19 protein-coding genes are annotated in these 18,163 nt (G+C 62.5%); 11 read left to right on the top strand and 8 right to left on the bottom strand.

The features are described 5' to 3' along the window. Positions 1–57: 57 nt before the first annotated feature. From sucD to recA, 4 genes are all read right to left on the bottom strand, one after another. A complete protein-coding gene (gene sucD, locus HH213_RS07815) occupies positions 58–939 on the bottom strand; it encodes a succinate--CoA ligase subunit alpha (RefSeq protein WP_110845362.1) in 882 nt (293 codons plus the stop codon). Positions 940–952: 13 nt separating this feature from the next. Continuing rightward, a complete protein-coding gene (gene sucC / locus HH213_RS07820) occupies positions 953–2,119 on the bottom strand; it encodes an ADP-forming succinate--CoA ligase subunit beta (RefSeq protein ID WP_110845363.1) in 1,167 nt (388 codons plus the stop codon). 432 nt (positions 2,120–2,551) lie between these two features. Next, on the bottom strand, positions 2,552–3,004 hold the full coding sequence (gene recX / locus HH213_RS07825; RefSeq protein ID WP_169111878.1) for a recombination regulator RecX: 453 nt from the start codon (positions 3,002–3,004) through the stop codon (positions 2,552–2,554). Positions 3,005–3,085: 81 nt separating this feature from the next. Beyond that, complete coding sequence (gene recA / locus HH213_RS07830; protein WP_110845365.1) at positions 3,086–4,177, bottom strand: recombinase RecA; 1,092 nt, start codon at positions 4,175–4,177, stop codon at positions 3,086–3,088. Between the two features lie 146 nt (positions 4,178–4,323). Between recA and HH213_RS07835 the strand changes: the two genes are divergently transcribed. The 8 genes from HH213_RS07835 to HH213_RS07865 all read left to right on the top strand — a co-directional run bounded on the left by HH213_RS07835 (position 4,324) and on the right by HH213_RS07865 (position 12,972). Further along, positions 4,324–5,052: a response regulator gene (locus HH213_RS07835; protein WP_169111879.1), complete on the top strand. Its 729-nt coding sequence runs from the start codon at positions 4,324–4,326 to the stop codon at positions 5,050–5,052. Further along, a complete protein-coding gene (locus HH213_RS07840; protein ID WP_169111880.1) occupies positions 5,049–6,569 on the top strand; it encodes a sensor histidine kinase in 1,521 nt (506 codons plus the stop codon). Before HH213_RS07835 ends, HH213_RS07840 begins: the two co-directional genes overlap by 4 nt. Then, positions 6,562–6,849 carry a DUF4212 domain-containing protein gene (locus HH213_RS07845; protein ID WP_110845368.1) on the top strand — a complete coding sequence of 96 codons (288 nt, stop codon included), beginning with the start codon at positions 6,562–6,564 and terminating at the stop codon, positions 6,847–6,849. Before HH213_RS07840 ends, HH213_RS07845 begins: the two co-directional genes overlap by 8 nt. Before the next feature lie 41 nt (positions 6,850–6,890). Beyond that, positions 6,891–8,900 carry a sodium:solute symporter family protein gene (locus HH213_RS07850; protein WP_169115034.1) on the top strand — a complete coding sequence of 670 codons (2,010 nt, stop codon included), beginning with the start codon at positions 6,891–6,893 and terminating at the stop codon, positions 8,898–8,900. Positions 8,901–8,974: 74 nt separating this feature from the next. After that, positions 8,975–9,340, top strand: coding sequence for a hypothetical protein (locus tag HH213_RS30090; protein ID WP_229263352.1), 366 nt, complete (start codon positions 8,975–8,977; stop codon positions 9,338–9,340). After that, positions 9,337–10,989: a prolyl oligopeptidase family serine peptidase gene (locus HH213_RS07855; RefSeq protein WP_229263353.1), complete on the top strand. Its 1,653-nt coding sequence runs from the start codon at positions 9,337–9,339 to the stop codon at positions 10,987–10,989. Before HH213_RS30090 ends, HH213_RS07855 begins: the two co-directional genes overlap by 4 nt. Before the next feature lie 11 nt (positions 10,990–11,000). Next, a complete protein-coding gene (locus tag HH213_RS07860) occupies positions 11,001–11,705 on the top strand; it encodes a DUF6624 domain-containing protein (RefSeq protein ID WP_169111881.1) in 705 nt (234 codons plus the stop codon). Between the two features lie 52 nt (positions 11,706–11,757). Then, on the top strand, positions 11,758–12,972 hold the full coding sequence (locus tag HH213_RS07865; protein ID WP_169111882.1) for a 6-phosphofructokinase: 1,215 nt from the start codon (positions 11,758–11,760) through the stop codon (positions 12,970–12,972). 5 nt (positions 12,973–12,977) lie between these two features. Here HH213_RS07865 and HH213_RS07870 read toward each other — a convergent pair whose 3' ends face one another. Further along, positions 12,978–13,274 carry a HigA family addiction module antitoxin gene (locus HH213_RS07870; protein WP_169111883.1) on the bottom strand — a complete coding sequence of 99 codons (297 nt, stop codon included), beginning with the start codon at positions 13,272–13,274 and terminating at the stop codon, positions 12,978–12,980. 193 nt (positions 13,275–13,467) lie between these two features. On the opposite strand from HH213_RS07870, the gene HH213_RS07875 reads away from it, so the two are divergent. Continuing rightward, positions 13,468–13,686, top strand: a complete 219-nt coding sequence (locus tag HH213_RS07875; RefSeq protein WP_169111884.1) for a hypothetical protein — start codon at positions 13,468–13,470, stop codon at positions 13,684–13,686. 69 nt (positions 13,687–13,755) lie between these two features. Here the strand turns inward: HH213_RS07875 and HH213_RS07880 are convergent, their stop codons facing one another. Then, positions 13,756–14,103 (bottom strand): hypothetical protein, encoded by a 348-nt coding sequence (locus HH213_RS07880; protein ID WP_146235885.1) that lies wholly within the window; start codon positions 14,101–14,103, stop codon positions 13,756–13,758. A gap of 169 nt (positions 14,104–14,272) precedes the next feature. On the opposite strand from HH213_RS07880, the gene HH213_RS07885 reads away from it, so the two are divergent. Then, positions 14,273–14,536, top strand: a complete 264-nt coding sequence (locus HH213_RS07885) for a hypothetical protein (RefSeq protein WP_169111885.1) — start codon at positions 14,273–14,275, stop codon at positions 14,534–14,536. Between the two features lie 25 nt (positions 14,537–14,561). Here the strand turns inward: HH213_RS07885 and HH213_RS07890 are convergent, their stop codons facing one another. Beyond that, positions 14,562–15,764 carry an alkaline phosphatase family protein gene (locus HH213_RS07890; RefSeq protein WP_229263354.1) on the bottom strand — a complete coding sequence of 401 codons (1,203 nt, stop codon included), beginning with the start codon at positions 15,762–15,764 and terminating at the stop codon, positions 14,562–14,564. 83 nt (positions 15,765–15,847) lie between these two features. Then, positions 15,848–16,891, bottom strand: a complete 1,044-nt coding sequence (purM, locus tag HH213_RS07895; protein WP_169111887.1) for a phosphoribosylformylglycinamidine cyclo-ligase — start codon at positions 16,889–16,891, stop codon at positions 15,848–15,850. 173 nt (positions 16,892–17,064) lie between these two features. On the opposite strand from purM, the gene HH213_RS07900 reads away from it, so the two are divergent. Further along, positions 17,065–18,150 (top strand): AI-2E family transporter, encoded by a 1,086-nt coding sequence (locus tag HH213_RS07900; RefSeq protein ID WP_169111888.1) that lies wholly within the window; start codon positions 17,065–17,067, stop codon positions 18,148–18,150. The last annotated feature ends 13 nt before the right edge of the window (positions 18,151–18,163 follow it).

An 18,163-nucleotide genomic window follows, 5' to 3' on the forward strand; every position in this document is an offset into this window, starting at 1 on the left:
AAAATAAAGGGGAGCACATGGCTCCCCTTTATTATTCCACAACTAAGCGGATGGAAATTACAGCATTGCTTTCAGCAGACGCGCCATTTCCGATGGGTTTTTGGTCACGGTGATGCCGCAAGCTTCCATGATTTCCAGTTTGGCTTGTGCGGTGTCCGCGCCGCCCGAGATCAGCGCGCCGGCGTGGCCCATGCGCTTGCCTGGAGGAGCGGTCACGCCGGCGATGAAGCCAACGACCGGTTTCTTCATGTTGTCTTTGATCCAACGGGCTGCATTGGCTTCGTCCGGACCGCCGATTTCGCCGATCATGATGACCGCATCGGTATCAGGATCTTCGTTGAACATGCGCATCACGTCGATGTGCTTCAGACCGTTGATTGGGTCGCCGCCGATACCAACTGCCGACGACTGGCCCAGGCCCAGTGCGGTCAGCTGACCCACTGCTTCATAGGTCAGGGTGCCCGAACGCGACACCACGCCGATACGGCCCTTCTTGTGGATGTGACCTGGCATGATGCCGATCTTGATTTCGTCAGGGGTGATCAGGCCTGGGCAGTTAGGGCCCAGCAGCAGGGTTTTCGAACCCGCTTTGGCCATACGGTCCTTGATTTCCATCATGTCGCGGACTGGAATGCCTTCGGTGATGCAAATTGCCAGGTCCAGGTTGGCTTCAACAGCTTCCCAGATTGCAGCAGCAGCGCCAGCTGGCGGCACGTAGATGACCGACACGGTCGCGCCGGTTTCCGAGGCGGCTTCTTTCACCGAACCGAAAATTGGAATGCCTTCGAAGTCTTCGCCGGCTTTCTTCGGGTTCACGCCTGCTACGAAGGCGTTTTTGCCGTTCGCGTAGTCGCGGCACATGCGGGTGTGGAACTGGCCGGTTTTACCGGTGATACCCTGGGTGATGACTTTGGTGTCTTTGTTGATCAGAATAGACATATCGGTTCCTTAATTATTTACCAGCAGCTGCGGCAACAACGCTCTTGGCTGCGTCTTCCATCGTGTCAGCAGCGATGATTGGCAGACCGGAGTCAGCCAGCATCTTCTTGCCCAGATCTTCGTTGGTGCCCTTCATGCGGACCACCAGCGGTACTTGCAGCGAAACTGCTTTCGATGCGGTGATGACGCCTTCGGCGATCACGTCGCAACGCATGATGCCGCCGAAGATGTTGACCAGGATGGCTTTCAGGCCTGGGTTTTTCAACATGATCTTGAAGGCTTCGGTGACTTTCTCAGCCGTGGCGCCACCGCCGACGTCCAGGAAGTTGGCCGGCTCGCCGCCGAACAGCTTGATGGTGTCCATGGTGGCCATGGCCAGACCGGCGCCGTTCACCAGGCAGCCGATGTTGCCGTCCAGCGAGATGTAGGCCAGGTCGAATTTCGAAGCTTCCACTTCCGCTGGATCTTCTTCGTCCAGATCGCGGTAAGCGACGATTTCTGGTTGACGGAACAGAGCGTTGGCGTCGAAGTTGAATTTCGCGTCCAGCGCGATGATCTTGCCCGAACCGGTCACGATCAGCGGATTGATTTCGGCCAGCGACGAGTCGGTTTCCCAGTAGGCTTTGTACAGGCCTTGCAGGTTGGTGACGGCATCAGCGATCGAACCTTCCGGCACGCCGATTTTGGCAGCGATGGCGGCAGCGTCCGCGTCGGTCAGGCCGACGGCTGGATCGATGGCGATCGAGTGGATTTTTTCTGGGTGGGACTCGGCAACTTCTTCGATGTCCATGCCGCCTTCCGACGAGGCCATCAGCACAACGCGCTGGGTCACGCGGTCGGTCACCAGCGATACGTACAGTTCTTGTTTGATGTCGGCGCCTTCTTCGATCAGCAGACGACGTACTTTTTGGCCTTCTGGGCCGGTCTGATGGGTGATCAGCTGCATGCCCAGGATCTGGTCAGCGTATTCTTTCACTTGTTCCAGCGACTTGGCAACTTTCACGCCGCCGCCTTTACCACGGCCACCGGCGTGGATTTGAGCTTTCACAACCCAGACTGGGCCGCCCAAGGTTTCAGCAGCTTTGACTGCTTCTTCAACGGACAGGCACGGAATGCCGCGCGGTACCGTCACTCCGTATTTTCGGAGGATTTCTTTGCCTTGATACTCATGGATTTTCATGCTGGCTTCCCTTCTGATGCTGATGTGTATAAATCGGTTGAATGATTAAGCAGATAATGTTGCTACGCGCTACCCGGTGCTGCTTTGTCCACCCAGCGCGGGTAAAACTTCGCCACTGCGCTGGCCAGGCCGTGCAGGGTGAGGAATCTTGTAGTGCAAATCGGTGTGTGATGCAGAGGGGTGCCGCCAATAGTCCGCACACCATTCCGGTTGGGGATAGCGGTTGCGCGCGAGGACCGCAGCGCACGTCGGATAACTGGAGTTAACAGGGACATAAGATCGATACCGCTCTCGCGGCATGTAATTAGTTAGCAGCCTGGCGCATTTTCTCTTACTAAAAATGCACGTTGCCGCAGCTTCTACGGACAACCACCGCACCCGCGGTGCTGCAAAAACCCGCAAAGTTTAGCACACCCCGCACCGGCTGGATACTCAGTCGTCGAGATCGGCGCCTTTGATGACCTTTTGCACGGTGCGTTGCGAGAAGCCTCGCTGCAACAGAAAGCGAATTTGCTTATGTCGATCCTGTGGATCATTTGCCACGATGCCGAACTTGCGCTGCCAGATGTCGCGGGCGCGTTCGATCTCGGTGTCGGCCAGATTGGATTTGAGTTCCTGCAGGGCTTCCCCATTGACGCCGTGGCTTTGCAGCTCGGCGACAATGCGGCTATTGCCGTACCGGGCGGCACGGCGGTGGATCAGCGCTTCGGAAAAGCGCTCTTGCGACAGCCAGTTGTTTTTTTCCAGCAGGTCGAGCAGGGCGTCGACGTCGTCGCCCGCCTCGGCATATTTGGACAGCTTGCGCGCCAGTTCCAGCCGGCTATGCTCGCGCATGGAGAGATAGCGCAGCGCCCGCGCTTTGAGGCTAAGTGGTGGGGTTCGCATGGACGGCGTCGCTCCCGCGCAAGCGGGAGCCGAGACAGCGCTGGCTCAGCATGGGTTCCCGCCTGCGCGGGAACGACATGCTTACGCCGCGTCGGCTTCCGGTTTGGCCGGCTTCAGCTTGACCACGGTGGTGTCGGCGCCGGCCAGTGGCGGCAGTGCGCGCACGCCCAGCGATTCGCGCACCTTGTTTTCGATTTCCCACGCCAGCGCCGGACGCTCTTGCAGGAAGATACGGGCGTTGTCCTTGCCCTGGCCGACGCGTTCGCCGTTGTAGCTGTACCACGAGCCCGACTTCTCGACGATCTTGGCTTCCACGCCCAGATCGAGGATTTCGCCTTCGCGCGAGGTGCCGGCGCCGTACAGGATGTCGAAGTGCGCTTCCTTGAACGGTGGCGCGATCTTGTTCTTGACGACCTTGACCTTGGTTTCGTTACCGATCACCTCATCGCCCGATTTGATCGAGCCGGTGCGGCGGATGTCCAGACGCACGGAGGCGTAGAACTTCAGCGCGTTACCGCCGGTGGTGGTTTCCGGCGAACCGAACATCACACCGATCTTCATGCGGATCTGGTTGATGAAGATCACCAGGGTGTTGGTGCGGTTGATCGAACCGGTCAGCTTGCGCAGCGCTTGCGACATCAGGCGTGCCTGCAGGCCTGGCAGCGAGTCGCCCATATCGCCTTCGATCTCGGCGCGTGGCGTCAGCGCGGCGACCGAGTCGACCACCACCATGTCGACCGAACCGGAACGCACCAGCGCGTCGCAGATTTCCAGCGCTTGTTCGCCGGTGTCCGGCTGCGAAATCAGCAGCTCGTGCAGGTTGACGCCCAGTTTCTGCGCGTAGCCGACGTCCAGCGCATGCTCGGCGTCGATAAAGGCGCAGGTGCCGCCCAGTTTTTGCATCTCGGCGATGGTTTGCAGGGTCAGCGTGGTTTTACCCGACGATTCCGGACCATAGATTTCCACCACGCGGCCGCGCGGCAGGCCACCGACGCCCAGTGCCACGTCCAGGCCCAGCGAGCCGGTCGAGACCACTTGTACTTCTTCGATCGGGGCACTGGCGTCCATGCGCATGACGGAACCCTTGCCGAATTGCTTTTCGATCTGGGCCAGCGCAGCTGCCAGCGCCTTGGCTTTTTCAGATGCAGGTACTACGCCTTTTTTGTCGTCCATAATGTGCTTTCAGCCAGTTGGGTTGTTCAATACAGGTAGCACTGTATAAAAAAACAGTGCTTAATGCAAGCGGGATTTGCGCTAATTCTTTGAGAAAGCACAAAAACTCGCCAAAATAGGGGCTTGTACAGCCGGAGTAGATTCACATGCGTATTTTACTTGCCGAAGACGACAGCGTTCTGGCCGACGGGCTGACCCGCTCCTTGCGCCAGTCCGGCTACGCCATCGATTGCGTCCGCAACGGGCAGGAAGCCGACACCGCCCTGTCGACCCAGGAATTCGATTTGCTGATCCTGGACCTGGGCCTGCCCAAGCTGTCCGGCCTGGAAGTGCTGCGCCGCCTGCGCGCGCGCTCCTCGCTGCTGCCGGTGCTGATCCTGACCGCCGCCGATTCGATCGAGCAGCGCGTCAACGGCCTCGACCTCGGCGCCGACGATTATATGGCCAAACCATTCGCCCTGTCGGAACTGGAGGCAAGGGTGCGCGCGCTGGTGCGGCGCGGCGCCGGCGGCGGCGCCACCGTCATCAGGCACGGCCCGCTGAGCTACGACCAGGTCGGTCGCAGCGCTTATATTAATGAGCAGATGCTGGACCTGTCCGCGCGCGAACTGGGGCTGCTGGAAATCCTGCTGGCCCGCACCGGTCGTCTGGTATCGAAAGAACAACTGGTCGATCACCTGTGCGAATGGGGCGAGGAAGTCAGCAACAACGCCATCGAAGTCTATGTGCACCGGCTGCGCAAGAAGATCGAAGTCGGCGGCGTGCGCATCGCCACCGTGCGCGGCCTCGGCTACTGCCTGGAGAAATTCACCGAAGCCGCGCGCGCCAGCGCCGAGGCCGAGGCCAGGGCCGACACCGGAAACGCCAGCAAGTGAGCGCCGTCCCGGAAACCGCCGAACCGGAGTATCAACCGCCCGCCCCCGATGCGGACGAGGACATACAGCATTCCCTGTTCGGCGAAATCCTGGACTGGATGCTGGCGCCGCTGCTGCTGCTGTGGCCGATGAGCATCGCCATCACCTACCTGGTCGCCAAGTCGATCGCCAACCAGCCCTTCGACCATGCGCTGGAAGACAGCGTGACGGTGCTGGCGCAGCAGGTGCGCTCGGTCGATGGCAAGCTGATCAAGAGCCTCAGTGGATCGGCCCGCGACATCCTGCGCGCCGACGACATCGACAACGTCTACTTCCAGATCCAGGGCCCGCAAGGCGAACACATCGACGGCGACCGCGACATGCCGCAGCCGGTGCTGGACGATGAAGACAAGACCAGCGCCGGCGGCGTGCGCTTCCGCAACGACAGCATGCATGGCACGCCGGTGCGGGTCGCCTTCGCTTACGTGCAGATCGAGCGCAACGATGGCAGCACGCCGCAGCTCGCGCTGGTGCAGGTGGCCGAGACGCTGGAAAAGCGCGCGCAACTGGCCAACGCCATCATCAAGGGCGTGATCCTGCCGCAGTTCATTGTGTTGCCGGTGGTACTGGCCCTGGTCTGGTTTGCGCTGGCGCGCGGATTGTCGCCGCTGGCGCAATTGCAGGAGCGCATCCGCGCGCGCAGTTCGGAAGATCTGAGTCCCATCGCCTCCAACCAGGTGCCGGAGGAAATCTCGCCGCTGGTGCGTTCGCTCAACGAGATGCTGTCGCGGCTGTCGCTGACGATCGATATGCAGAAGCGCTTCATCGCCGACGCCGCCCACCAGATGCGCACGCCGCTGGCCGGCATGCGCATGCAGTCCGAGCTGGCCCTGCGCCAGACCGACAGCGGCGAAATCCACCGCTCGCTGGAACAGCTGGCCAAGAGCTCGGAAGCGGCGACGCGGCTGGTGAATCAATTGCTGGCCCTGGCGCGCGCCGAGAACCATCCGCAGACCGGCAGCGTCATGCAGTCGCTGGACTTGTCCGAGCTGGCGCGCATGGTGGTGCAGGACTGGGTGCAAGCCTCGTTCTCCCATCGCATCGACCTTGGCTTTGAAGCGCCGCCACTGCCGCTGCTGATCACCGGCAATCCGACCATGCTGCGCGAATTGCTGTCTAACCTGATCGACAATGCGCTGCGCTACACGCCGGCCGGCGGCAGCGTCACCGTGCGGGTGCGCAGCGACGAACTGGAGCACGGCTACCTGGAAGTGGAAGACACCGGCCCCGGCATCGCACAAGGCGAACGCGAGCGCGTATTCGAGCGCTTCTACCGCATCTTGGGCAACACCGCCGAGGGCAGCGGCCTGGGGCTGGCGATTGTGCGCGAGATTGCGCAGCAACACGGCGCCGAGGTCGACATCTTCAGCAATCCGCGCGCGACGCAGCCCAAGCTGCCGGGCGCGCTGTTCCGCCTGACTTTCCCGCTGCCGCCGGCGCAGCACGACGACGAAAACGAAGCGCCGTACTATGGATAAACCGCAACCTTCCGCCGCGCCGCCGCTCACGCGCCTGCAACACTGGCACAAAACCCGCCGCATGACCGCCCTGCTGCTGACGCTGTGGATGCTGACCGGCTTCTGCGCCGCCTTCTTCGCCCGCGAACTGGCCGGCCTGAGCGTGTTCGGCTGGCCGCTGTCATTCTATCTGGCGGCGCAGGGGGCGTCGCTGGTCTACCTCGGCATCATCGCCTTCTACGCCTGGCGCATGCGCCGGCTCGACCGCGCCGCGCGCCAGCAACCGGAGCCGTCCGCTTGAAGCCACGCACCTTCTTCCAGCGCCTGCGCAGCTACTACGCCATGTTCACCGCCGGCTTCGGCGGCTTCCTGATCGCGCTGGCCGCGCTGGAACAGGAAGGCATGCCGCGCGTGTGGATCGGCTACCTGTTCATGTTCGCCACCATTGTGCTGTACGCGCTGATCGGCGTCATCAGCCGCACCTCCAACGTGCTCGAATACTACGTGGCCGGCCGCCGCGTGCCGGCCATGTTCAACGGCATGGCCACCGCCGCCGACTGGATCTCGGCCGCCAGCTTCATCAGCTTGGCGGGCGGCCTCTACCTGCACGGCTTCGACGGCCTGGCCTACATCATGGGCTGGACCGGCGGTTATTGCCTGGTGGCGCTGCTGATCGCGCCCTACCTGCGCAAGTTCGCCCAGTACACCATCCCCGACTTCCTGGCCGAGCGCTACGGCGGCGCCGACGATGCCGAGCGTGGCGGCCGCGCGGTGCGCATCCTGGCCGTGATCGCCACCATCATCGTCTCCTTCACCTACGTGGTGGCGCAGATCTACGCGGTAGGCCTGATCGCCTCGCGCTTCACCGGCGTTGATTTTTCGGTCGGCATCTTCCTCGGCCTGGCCAGCATCCTGGTGTGCTCCTTCCTCGGCGGCATGCGCGCCATCACCTGGACCCAGGTGGCGCAGTACATCATCATCCTGGTGGCGTTTCTGATTCCAGCCATCTGGCTGTCGGCCAAACATACCGACAACCCGATTCCGCAAGTGGCCTACGGCAAACTGCTACCCAAGTTGAGCGCGCGCGAACACGTGTTGCAGGAAGATCCGAAAGAAGCCGAAGTGCGCGCCATCTTCCGCCAGCGCGCCGCCGACTACGAGCAGCGCCTCAGTACGCTGCCATCCTCCTGGGAAATCGGCCGCGCCGACGCCCAGCGCAAAGTGGACCACGTCAAAACGCGCAACGCCTCGCTGCTGGACATCCGCAGTGCGGAACGCGAACTGGTGGCCTATCCGAAAAATGCCGACGAGGCCGAACGCGTGTGGAGCGAAGCGCGCGAGCAGAACCTGCAACGCGCCGAACCGATCACGCCGCACGCTACGCCCTACCCCGGCGACCCGGCCACCTCCGACATCAAGCGCAACAACTTTCTGGCGCTGGTGTTCTGCCTGATGCTGGGCACGGCCGCGCTGCCGCACATCCTGATGCGCTCCTACACCACGCCGTCGGTGCACGACACCCGCGTCTCGGTGCTGTGGACGCTGTTCTTCATCCTGCTGATCTACCTGACCATTCCGGCGCTGGCGGTGCTGGTCAAGTACGACATCTACAACGCGCTAGTCGGCACCAACTACGACCATTTGCCCAACTGGGTGTCGTACTGGGCCAATGTGGACAAGCTTAATCCGCTGTTCAGCATCAACGACATCAACCATGACGGCGTGGTGCAGCTGGCCGAAATCACCATCGACGCCGACGTGCTGGTGCTGGCCACGCCGGAAATCGCCGGCCTGCCGTACGTGATCTCCGGGCTGGTGGCGGCCGGCGGCCTGGCGGCGGCGCTGTCCACCGCCGACGGCCTGCTCCTGGCCATCTCCAACGCGCTGTCGCATGACGTGTATTACAAGCTGGTGGACCGCAGCGCCTCCACCCAGAAGCGGGTGACGATTTCCAAGTTGCTGTTGCTGGCGGTGGCCTTCATCGCCGCCTACGCCGCCTCGACCAAGCCGGGCGACATTTTATCGCTGGTGGGTGCGGCCTTCTCGCTGGCCGGTTCGACGCTGTTCCCGGCGCTGGTGCTGGGCGTGTTCTGGAAGCGCGCCAACCACCACGGCGCGGTGGCCGGCATGACGGTCGGCTTCCTGGTGTGCGTCTACTACATGCTGCACACCAATCCGATCCTCGGCGGCGGCGCGGCAAATCAATGGTTCCATATCGCGCCGATTTCGGCCGGCATCTTTGGCGTGCCGGCCGGCGTGCTGACCGTGGTTGTGGTCAGCCTGCTGACGCCGGCGCCGGGACCGCGCGCGGCGGCGCTGGTCGACTACATCCGCGCGCCGGAGCAACATTAAAATACATTTATGCTGTGGCGCATTTGGCAAGCTGGTGCTATCTTGTCTTGATTACTTATTTTATAACAAGGCATATGCGCTTCCACCACTTTTTGCGCGCCCTGGCTATGGCCGGCGCGTTCCTGTGCGGCCACTCCCAGGCCGTCGACGCAGCCAAGACCCTGCCGCCGATCGCCGACTTCTTCACCAATCCCGAATTCAGCGACGCCCTGTTGTCACCGAGCGGCAAATACCTGGCGGTACGGGTCGCCACCAAGAACAAGCGCGACATGCTGGGCGTGGTCGACCTTGCCACCGATGCAGTCAAAGTGGTGGGCAATTTCGGCGATGCCGACATTGGCACCTACCGCTGGGTCAACGATGAGCGGCTGGTGTTCACCGCCGCCGACCACGACCTCGCCGAAGGCGACATGCGCTACGCCCCGGCCTGTTCGCAGTGAACCGCGACGGCAGCAAATTCCGCCAACTGGCGCAGCGCAGCTGGCAGCCGTTCATTACCAACGGTTCCAGTACGGCCAGCCGCGACCAGCTGCCGTGGCATACCTATCTGCTGGGCCAGCGCGGCGCGCAGAACTCCGACTATATCTACGTCCAGGATCGCATCTACAGCAGCAGTGGAGAGTTTCTCTACACCAATGTGCTGCGGCTCAATACAGTGACCGGCCGCACCAGCGGCAGCATCGCGCGGCCCGGCGACACCGTCGCGTGGATGCTGGACAACGACGGCGAACCACGCCTGACCACCACCCGCGAAAAAGGCGGCAGCAACAACATTTTCTACCGCGATCCGAACACCAACGACTGGCGCAAGCTGACCGATTTTGAGCGCTACACCGGCCGCGGCGGCGGCTTCCGCCCGTTCGCTTTCGGCAAGAACGGCACGCTGTACGTGATGCATACCGCGCCCGGCACCGACACCAACGCCGTCTACAGCTACGACGTCGCCAGCGGCAAGCTGGCCGATAAGCCGCTGGTCAACCTGGAGGGCTATGACTTCAGCGGCCAGCTCATCTTCGACAAGGACAAACTGCTGGGCGTGCGCCACCTGACCGATGCCTGGGGCACCACCTGGCTCGATCCGGCCATGCAGGCGATGCAGGACAAGGTCGACAAGCTGCTGCCCAACACCAACAACCTGCTGACCCTGCCATCCCGGCCGGAATCGCCGTGGGTGCTGGTGAGCGCCTACGCCGACATCTGGCCACGGCGCCTGATGTTGTACAACAGCGAAACCGGCAAACTGCGCATGATCAGCGCATCCTTCCCTAACATCGACCCGAACCAGATGGGCCGCAAGGAACTGGTGCACTACAAGGCGCGTGACGGTCTCTCCATCCCGGCCTGGCTGACGCTGCCGAAAGGCGGCGGCAAGAACCTGCCGATGGTGGTGCTGGTCCACGGCGGCCCATGGGTACGCGGCGGCAGCTGGGAATGGGTGCCGGCAGTGCAGTTCCTGGCCTCGCGCGGCTACGCCGTGCTGGAACCGGAATATCGCGGCAGCACCGGCTACGGCGGCAAGCTGTTCCGCGCTGGCTGGAAACAATGGGGCCTGAAAATGCAGGATGACGTCACCGACGGCACCCGCTGGGCCATCGAACAGGGCTACGCCAACGCCAAGCGCATCTGCATCGCCGGCCCCAACTACGGCGGCTACGCCACGCTGATGGGCATGATCAAGGAACCGGAGCTCTACAAGTGCGGCGTGGAGTGGGCCGGCATAACCGACATCAACCTGTTGTACGACGGCAGCTGGAACTACCGTTCGGACATGAGCGACGACTACAAGCGCTTCGGCATGCCGGCACTGATCGGCGACCAGGACAAGGATGCCGAGCAGTTCAAGGCCACCTCGCCCCTGCTGCGTGCGGCCGAGCTCAAGCAGCCGTTGCTGATGGCCTACGGCGGCGCCGACGTCCGCGTGACACCGGCGCACAGCATCAAGTTCAGCAAGGCGGTCAAGGCCACCAACCCGAATGTCGAGCTGATCGAATACGAAGATGAAGGCCACAGCTGGAAGCTGCCGCAGACCCGCGTCGACTTCTGGGGCAAGGTGGAGAAATTCCTCGACAAGAATATCGGCGACCACTGATGCGCGGCGCCATGCAAATGGCATGGTTGGCCTGGCTGTGCGCCTCGCTGGCCATGCCGCTGGCTAGCGCCGACGCGCCGGAGCCATCTTCTGCAGAAGAAATGCCCTGTCCCGGCGCCATTGCCTGGAACCAGGCGCATCCGCAAGACTCGCCCGAAGCGCTCATCCAGCGGGATGCAGCGCGCACCTTCAGCAACCCGGCGTTGCGCGACGCGCTGGCCGAACGCTTCCAGCGCGATCAGGACGCACGCAATGCCTATCTCGCCGCGCCCAACAATGCGTTGGTCCGGCGGCGCGCACTGGAAATCGATGCCGACAACGTCGCCTGGCTTTACAAGCTCGTCAAAGCGCAAGGCTTTCCGACGGCCGCCCAGGTCGGCGAACGCGGCGTCCGCAACGCCTGGCTGCTGGCGCAACATGCGGACCTGCAACCCAAGTTCCAGGCCTCGCTGCAACCCGAGATCGAGCAACGGCATGCCGATGGTGAACTGGATGGCATGACCCTGTCGCGCTTCATCGACCGCGTGCTGGTGGCGCAGCACAAGCCGCAACGCTACGGCACGCAGTTCACGCCGCAAGCCTGGGCCATGCCGCATTTCGGCTTGCCCGATGAGCAAAGCGTGCAGGAGGTCGAACAGCACCGGCGCGAGCTTGGCATCATGCCACTGGCCGACTATGTCTGCATGATGAGCTACTTCCGTACACCACATCCATAACGCCGTACGCTATGATGCGGAAGCGCAGCAGCAACCTTCACAAGGAGCGGGCATGGCATCGGGAAAAATTCTGGTCGCACAGGGAGGCGGGCCAACCGCCGTCATCAACCAATCGCTGGCGGGGGTGGTGCTGGAAGCGCGCCGCTTCCGCGACGTCAACCGGGTCTACGGCGCGATGCACGGCGTGCGCGGCATCGTCAGCGAAGACCTGGTCGATCTGACGCGCGAAACCAGCCAGAACCTGGAGCTGGTGGCGGCCACGCCCTCCTCCGCGCTGGGCTCGACCCGCGACAAGCCGGACCTGGCCTACTGCGCCGAGATCTTCAAGGTGCTGCGCGCGCACGAGATCGAACAGTTCTACTACATCGGCGGCAACGATTCATCGGACACCGTGCGCATCGTCAGCGAACAGGCGCAGGCCGCCAACTACGCGCTGCGCTGCATCCACATTCCCAAGACCATCGACAACGACCTGGTCGGCAGTGACCACACGCCGGGCTTCCCGTCGGCCGCGCGCTTTGTAGCGCAGGCGTTTGCCGGCGCCAACCTGGACAATGCCGCCTTGCCGGGCGTGTATGTGGGCGTGGTGATGGGCCGGCACGCCGGCTTCCTCACCGCCGCCTCGGCCCTTGGCAAGAAGTTCCCGGACGACGGCCCGCACCTGATCTATCTGCCGGAGCGGGTGTTTTCTCTGGACCAGTTTTTGGCGGATGTGAAAGCCACCTACGAACGCTACGGCCGCTGCGTGATCGCGGTATCGGAAGGCATCCATGACGCTAGCGGTGAAGCCATCGCCTCCTTGCTGGCCAAGGAAGTGGAACGCGACGCGCATGGCAATGTGCAGCTGTCCGGCACCGGCGCGCTGGCCGATTTGCTGTGCGACGAAATCAAGGCCAAACTCGGCATCAAGCGCGTGCGTGGCGACACCTTCGGCTATTTGCAGCGCTCCTTCATCGGCTGCGTGTCGGACGTCGACCAGCGCGAAGCGCGTGAAGTCGGCGAGAAGGCCGTGCAGTTCGCCATGTGGGGCGCCCGCGACGGCTCGGTGGCCATCAAGCGCACCGGCTTCTACTCGGTCGACTACGAACTACTGCCGCTGACCACCGTAGCCGGGAAGACGCGCGTGATGGAAGACGAGTTCATCAGCGCCAGCGGCACCGACGTCACCGACGCTTTCCGCATGTACCTGCGTCCCCTGCTCGGTTCCGGCATGCCCGACGCCTTCCGCCTGCGCCCCGCGCCGGTGGCGAAAATTCTCAAGCGCTAATCCTGTCAGGCCGCGTCCTTACGCGGTGGGAATACGAAAGGTCGAACCGTAGCAGGCTCGACCTTTTTTCTTGCCTGCATCAGGCTGTGATCAGTCTGCATCCCCAGCCATGATTCGGCAGAACAGCCCAGCACCAGTTCAAACCTGACAGCCATTTCCGCCGTCAACTCTATCTCTTGCATCAGCAAACCATCGATAGTCAGCACCGGCAGCCCAAGTCGCTCCGACAACTCGGCCGAACTAATTTCGTACGGTTCGACGTAGGACAGAGAGAGATATTCCCCAGGATGCATAGTGATCATAGTTCCTCCGATGCCGATTAGAACTCACTCTTTATCGTAGGAGCAAACACTAAGCCCGTCAACCATTCAGGACAATGTCATGATTCCTCATAGCAGAGATATCGTGCATAAAGGCATGCGGCGTCTATGACAATCGGGTGGGAACGATAAACGCGGCATTTCCGTTTCCTGGGCCAAATCGTTGTGCGACATCTTGCTGCATTTGCACTCAGCAAGATGTCTGGATGATATCCGCGATGGTTTGGGCGTGCTCAAAAACGTCAAACAACTAAGCGGACACGCCTGCCGCTACAGCATGGAAGTGAATGCCAACTGGCGCGTCACCTTCAATTGTATAGATGCAGATACCGGCATCGTCACAGACATCGATCTGGAAGACCTGCATCACCATGGCGGTGCTAGACGCCATTAGGGGTTACTGTCTTTTACCGTACCCTGACCGCTGCTCGGCGTCAGCTGTGACAGCACTCTACCGGACGGTCTAGCACTTCACCTCGGAAAAGTGGGCGCAGAATTCCAGTTTCTGTTTTGCTGTGGCGCTGTTAAAAGGCGCCAGCGCCTTCTGATAGGCGGTCTGGTAGGCCGCGCGGATTTGCGGATTCTTGCTGTCCCGGATTTCTGTCACACTTTTCTCCGCGTCGGCAACCGACATGCCGCAGCTCATGCTCGTCAGGATGTTCGCTTTGTAAAACGCCGTTTTTTCCGGCGCCAGCTCGGTGCAGACTTTGAGGTAGGCATCCAGCATCCCCGCAGCCTCATAGGTCGAAGGACCGTCGGCTTTGGCGGACAAGGCCAGGCAGGCAAGCAACATTAAAGAGTACGCTTTCATGTGGTTTCAATGCTCCGGTGTGGTTGACGCCAGAGTGTAATCCGCCCGGCGGACGCGACGGCGCACGGCAGCCGGACACGCCAATTTACCGCGCTTTACGCCGCCTTGACCGCAGCTAACAAGCGCCAGCAGCACAATGGCGGCTCACGCATTGTTATCGGGAGTAGTCATGAAGTTGATGAAGCATTGGATGCTGTGGTCGGCGCTGGCCGGCTGCATGTTGAGCGCGTCCGCGCAGAATAATCCGCCACCGGACGGCCCGCCGCCCGGTCCACCGCCGGAAGCGGTGGCCGCCTGCAAAGGCAAGGTCGAAGGCGACAAGGTGCAGTTCACCGGCCATCGCGGCGACACCGTCAGCGGCGTGTGCCACAAGCACGGCGACGTCATCGCCGCCATGCCGGAAGGCGGTCCACCGCCGCCACCGGGGCGCTGATCGTCTGCTGCGCCTGCCGCCGGTGCTACTGCCCCAGCGCCGGCAGCAGCGGCGTGATGTCGCCGTCGGATGGTAGCGGCGCCACGTCCAGCAAACGCATCAGCAATGGATAGACGTCGACGTTGTCAAATTCCGGCAGCACCACGCCCGGCTTAAAGGCCGGACCGGCAGCAATGAAGGTCGCCGCCATGTCCGGCGCCACGTTGTCGTAGCCATGCTTGCCGCCCTTGACCTTGGCAGCGCTCTTGTCGCTGAACACAATACTCCAGCCCGGATCGGCCAGGCACAGGAAAGCCGGCACGCGCGCATTGTGGCCATAAGCCAGCCGCGCCGGAATCTCTTCCTTGCGCCAGCACTGGAGATGCGCGTGCGGCTGCATCAACGCCGCCGCCAGCTTGTCCGCCTGCTCCGGCGACGAGGGATTGATGCCCGCGTACGGGCCGTTGGTCACGTCCTCATAACTGCCCTTCGGCAGCATCTGGTACAACGGCAGCACGCGCTCGTGATTGACCGCCGCCATGCCATGGTCGGAGACGATGACCAGGTTGGCGTCGAGGTGGCGGCTGGCCAACCCATCCAGCAAGCGGCCGATGGCCTGATCGACCAGCGCCACCGCCTCGGTGGTCTGCGGCGCAGCCGGGCCGAACTCATGGCCGGCGTGGTCCACATCATCGAAATATAACGTCATGAAACCGAAGCGCTGGTCGGCCGGACGGTCCAGCCAGGACAGCAGCGTATCGACCCGCTCGGCGGCCGGCAGCTTGCCGTCGAACTTAGGCGCCACGGTTGGCCGCACGCCGTGAATCGCCGCTTCCGAACCGGGCCAGAACATGGTGCCGGTACGGATGCCGTTGCGCTCGGCCGTCACCCACACCGGCTCGCCCTGATCCCACCAGCGATGGTCGGCCACCGCCTCGGCATTACTGAGGGTGAAGCGCTTGTCGGAAATCGCCTTGTCGATCATGGTGTTGTCGACGATGCCATGATGGTCGGGCCGCAGGCCGGTGACCAGCGTGTAATGATTAGGGAATGTAATCGACGGGAACGACGGCCGCATCGCCACCGCGCGCACGCCGCCGGCCGCCAGCCGGTTGAGGTTGGGCGTGACGCCACGCTCCAGATAATCCGGACGGAAGCCGTCCAGCGACACCAGAATGACAGGATGGGCCGGCTGCGCGGCCGCCACGCCGGCGGCCAGCGCCAGCAATAGGGTCAGGAGTTTTTTCATGGCTCGCAGTATGCCAGCCATGCGTGACGCGGCCATGAAAAAAGCGGGCACGCGGCCCGCTTTTTTGTATCGCAAAGTATCGCTTACACGACGATGGTCTGATGCTCGTCGCCGACGCGGGCGCGGATCTTGCCGATGGTGTAGACGGTTTCGCCGGCCGCTTCCAGCTGGGCGATGGCGGCTGCCGCGTTCTCCTGCGAGACGATCACGGTCATGCCGATGCCGCAGTTGAACACGCGGTGCATTTCCGAATCGGCCACGCCGCCGTGCTGTTGCAGCCACTGGAACAGCGGTGGCATGGTCCACGACTTCGAATCCAGCTCGGCCACCAGCCCAGGCTGCAGCACGCGCGGGATGTTCTCGACCAGGCCGCCGCCGGTGATGTGCACCATGCCTTTGACTTCGATCGATTCCATCAGCGCCAGCAGCGGCTTGACGTAGATGCGGGTCGGCTGCATCAGCACGTCCGACAGCTTGCGGCCGTGGAAGTCGCCTTCCAGGTCCGGCTTCGACACTTCAATGATCTTGCGCACCAGCGAGTAACCGTTCGAATGCACGCCCGACGAGGCCAGGCCCAGCACCACGTCGCCCGGGGCGATCTTGGTGCCGTCGATGATCTTCGATTTTTCCACCGCGCCGACCGCGAAACCGGCCAGGTCGTATTCGCCGTCCGGATACATGGTTGGCATCTCGGCGGTTTCGCCGCCGATCAGCGCGCAGCCGGCCTGTTCGCAACCCTGGGCGATGCCCTTGATGACGTTGGTCGCGGTGGCCACGTCCAGCTTGCCGCAGGCGAAGTAGTCGAGGAAGAACAGCGGCTCGGCGCCCTGCACCAGGATGTCGTTGACGCTCATCGCCACCAGGTCGATGCCGACGGTGTCGTGACGGTTCAGCTCAAACGCCAGTTTCAGCTTGGTGCCCACGCCGTCGGTACCGGATACCAGCACTGGCTCCTTGTACTTCTTGCTGATCTCGAACATGGCGCCGAAACCGCCCAAACCAGCCAGCACACCCTCGCGCATGGTGCGCTTGGCGTACGGCTTGATTGCTTCGACTAAAGCATCACCCGCGTCGATATCGACGCCGGCGTCACGGTAGGACAGGGAAACATTTGAAGTTTGGCTCATGGTGTATTTCGCAGCGGAGGCGGTAAAATAGAAGGCGGAGACCCATTTTCATGACAAAATCACATGAAAACGCGCAGAAATCAGCGCAAAGATTAGTACATAAACCCGGTCAATCCGCTATTTTATCAAAATTGCCCCGTCCAACCGCCTTTTTAACCATCGAATTCACCTCCATGCCATTTCCCCTCTCGGTTGAGCAAAAGCAGACGGCATTCTGGTTAGCGGTGTGGGCGGCATTCCTGTTCCTGTTAATTACCCTCGGCCCGGTGCTGACGCCCTTCCTGGCGGCCGCCATCTTCGCCTATGCGCTCAATCCGGGCGTCGACTGGCTGGACCGGGTGCGCTTCGGCCGCCGCGTCACCATGCCGCGCGCGCTGTCGGTGACCATCGTCGTGGTGCTGTTCTTCGCCGCCATTATCGCGCTGGTGCTGATCGTGGTGCCGGTGCTGCAAAAGGAAATCCCGCTGCTGCAGGCGCAGATCCCGGCCTTCCTGGCCAAGGCCAACGACATGCTGGCGCCGCGCTTGCTCAATCTGGGGGTCAAGGTGCGCGTCGACAGCGCCGGCATTAAACAGCTGGCGTCCGAGCAGCTGGCCGCCAGCGGTGACGCCATCTGGAGCGCCGTGCTCAATTCCGCCCGCGTCGGCGGCACCGCCATTCTCGGCTGGCTGGCGACGCTGACCCTGATCCCGGTGGTGCTGTTCTACCTGCTGCTGGACTGGCCGGCCATGCTGGGCCGCGTGGCCGGCTGCGTGCCGCGCCGCTACATCGCGCCGACCATGGGCATGGCGCGCGAAGTCGACACCCTGCTGGCCCAGTACCTGCGCGGCCAGCTGCTGGTGATGCTGGTGCTGGCCATCTACTATTCGGTGACGCTGGCGATCGCCGGTTTCGACGTCGCCCTGCCGGTCGGCATCATCACCGGCCTGCTGGTGTTCATCCCCTACCTCGGCTTTGGCCTGGGCCTGGTGCTGGCGCTGATTTCGGCGGTGCTGCAATTTTCCGACTGGAGCGGCCTGATCGCGGTGGCCATCATCTACGGCGTCGGCCAGGTGCTGGAAGGTTTTGTGCTGACCCCGCGCCTGGTGGGCGAACGGATCGGCCTCAATCCGCTGGCCGTCATTTTCGCCTTATTGGCCTTCGGCCAGCTGTTCGGCTTGGTCGGCGTGCTGCTGGCGTTGCCCGCGTCGGCGGTGCTGATGGTGGCTTTCCGCCACTTGCGTCGCCACTATCTGAGCAGCAGCTTCTATAATGCATGATGTGAAACAGATA

Source organism: Duganella dendranthematis, assembly GCF_012849375.1.
Lineage (GTDB): Bacteria > Pseudomonadota > Gammaproteobacteria > Burkholderiales > Burkholderiaceae_D > Rugamonas > Rugamonas dendranthematis.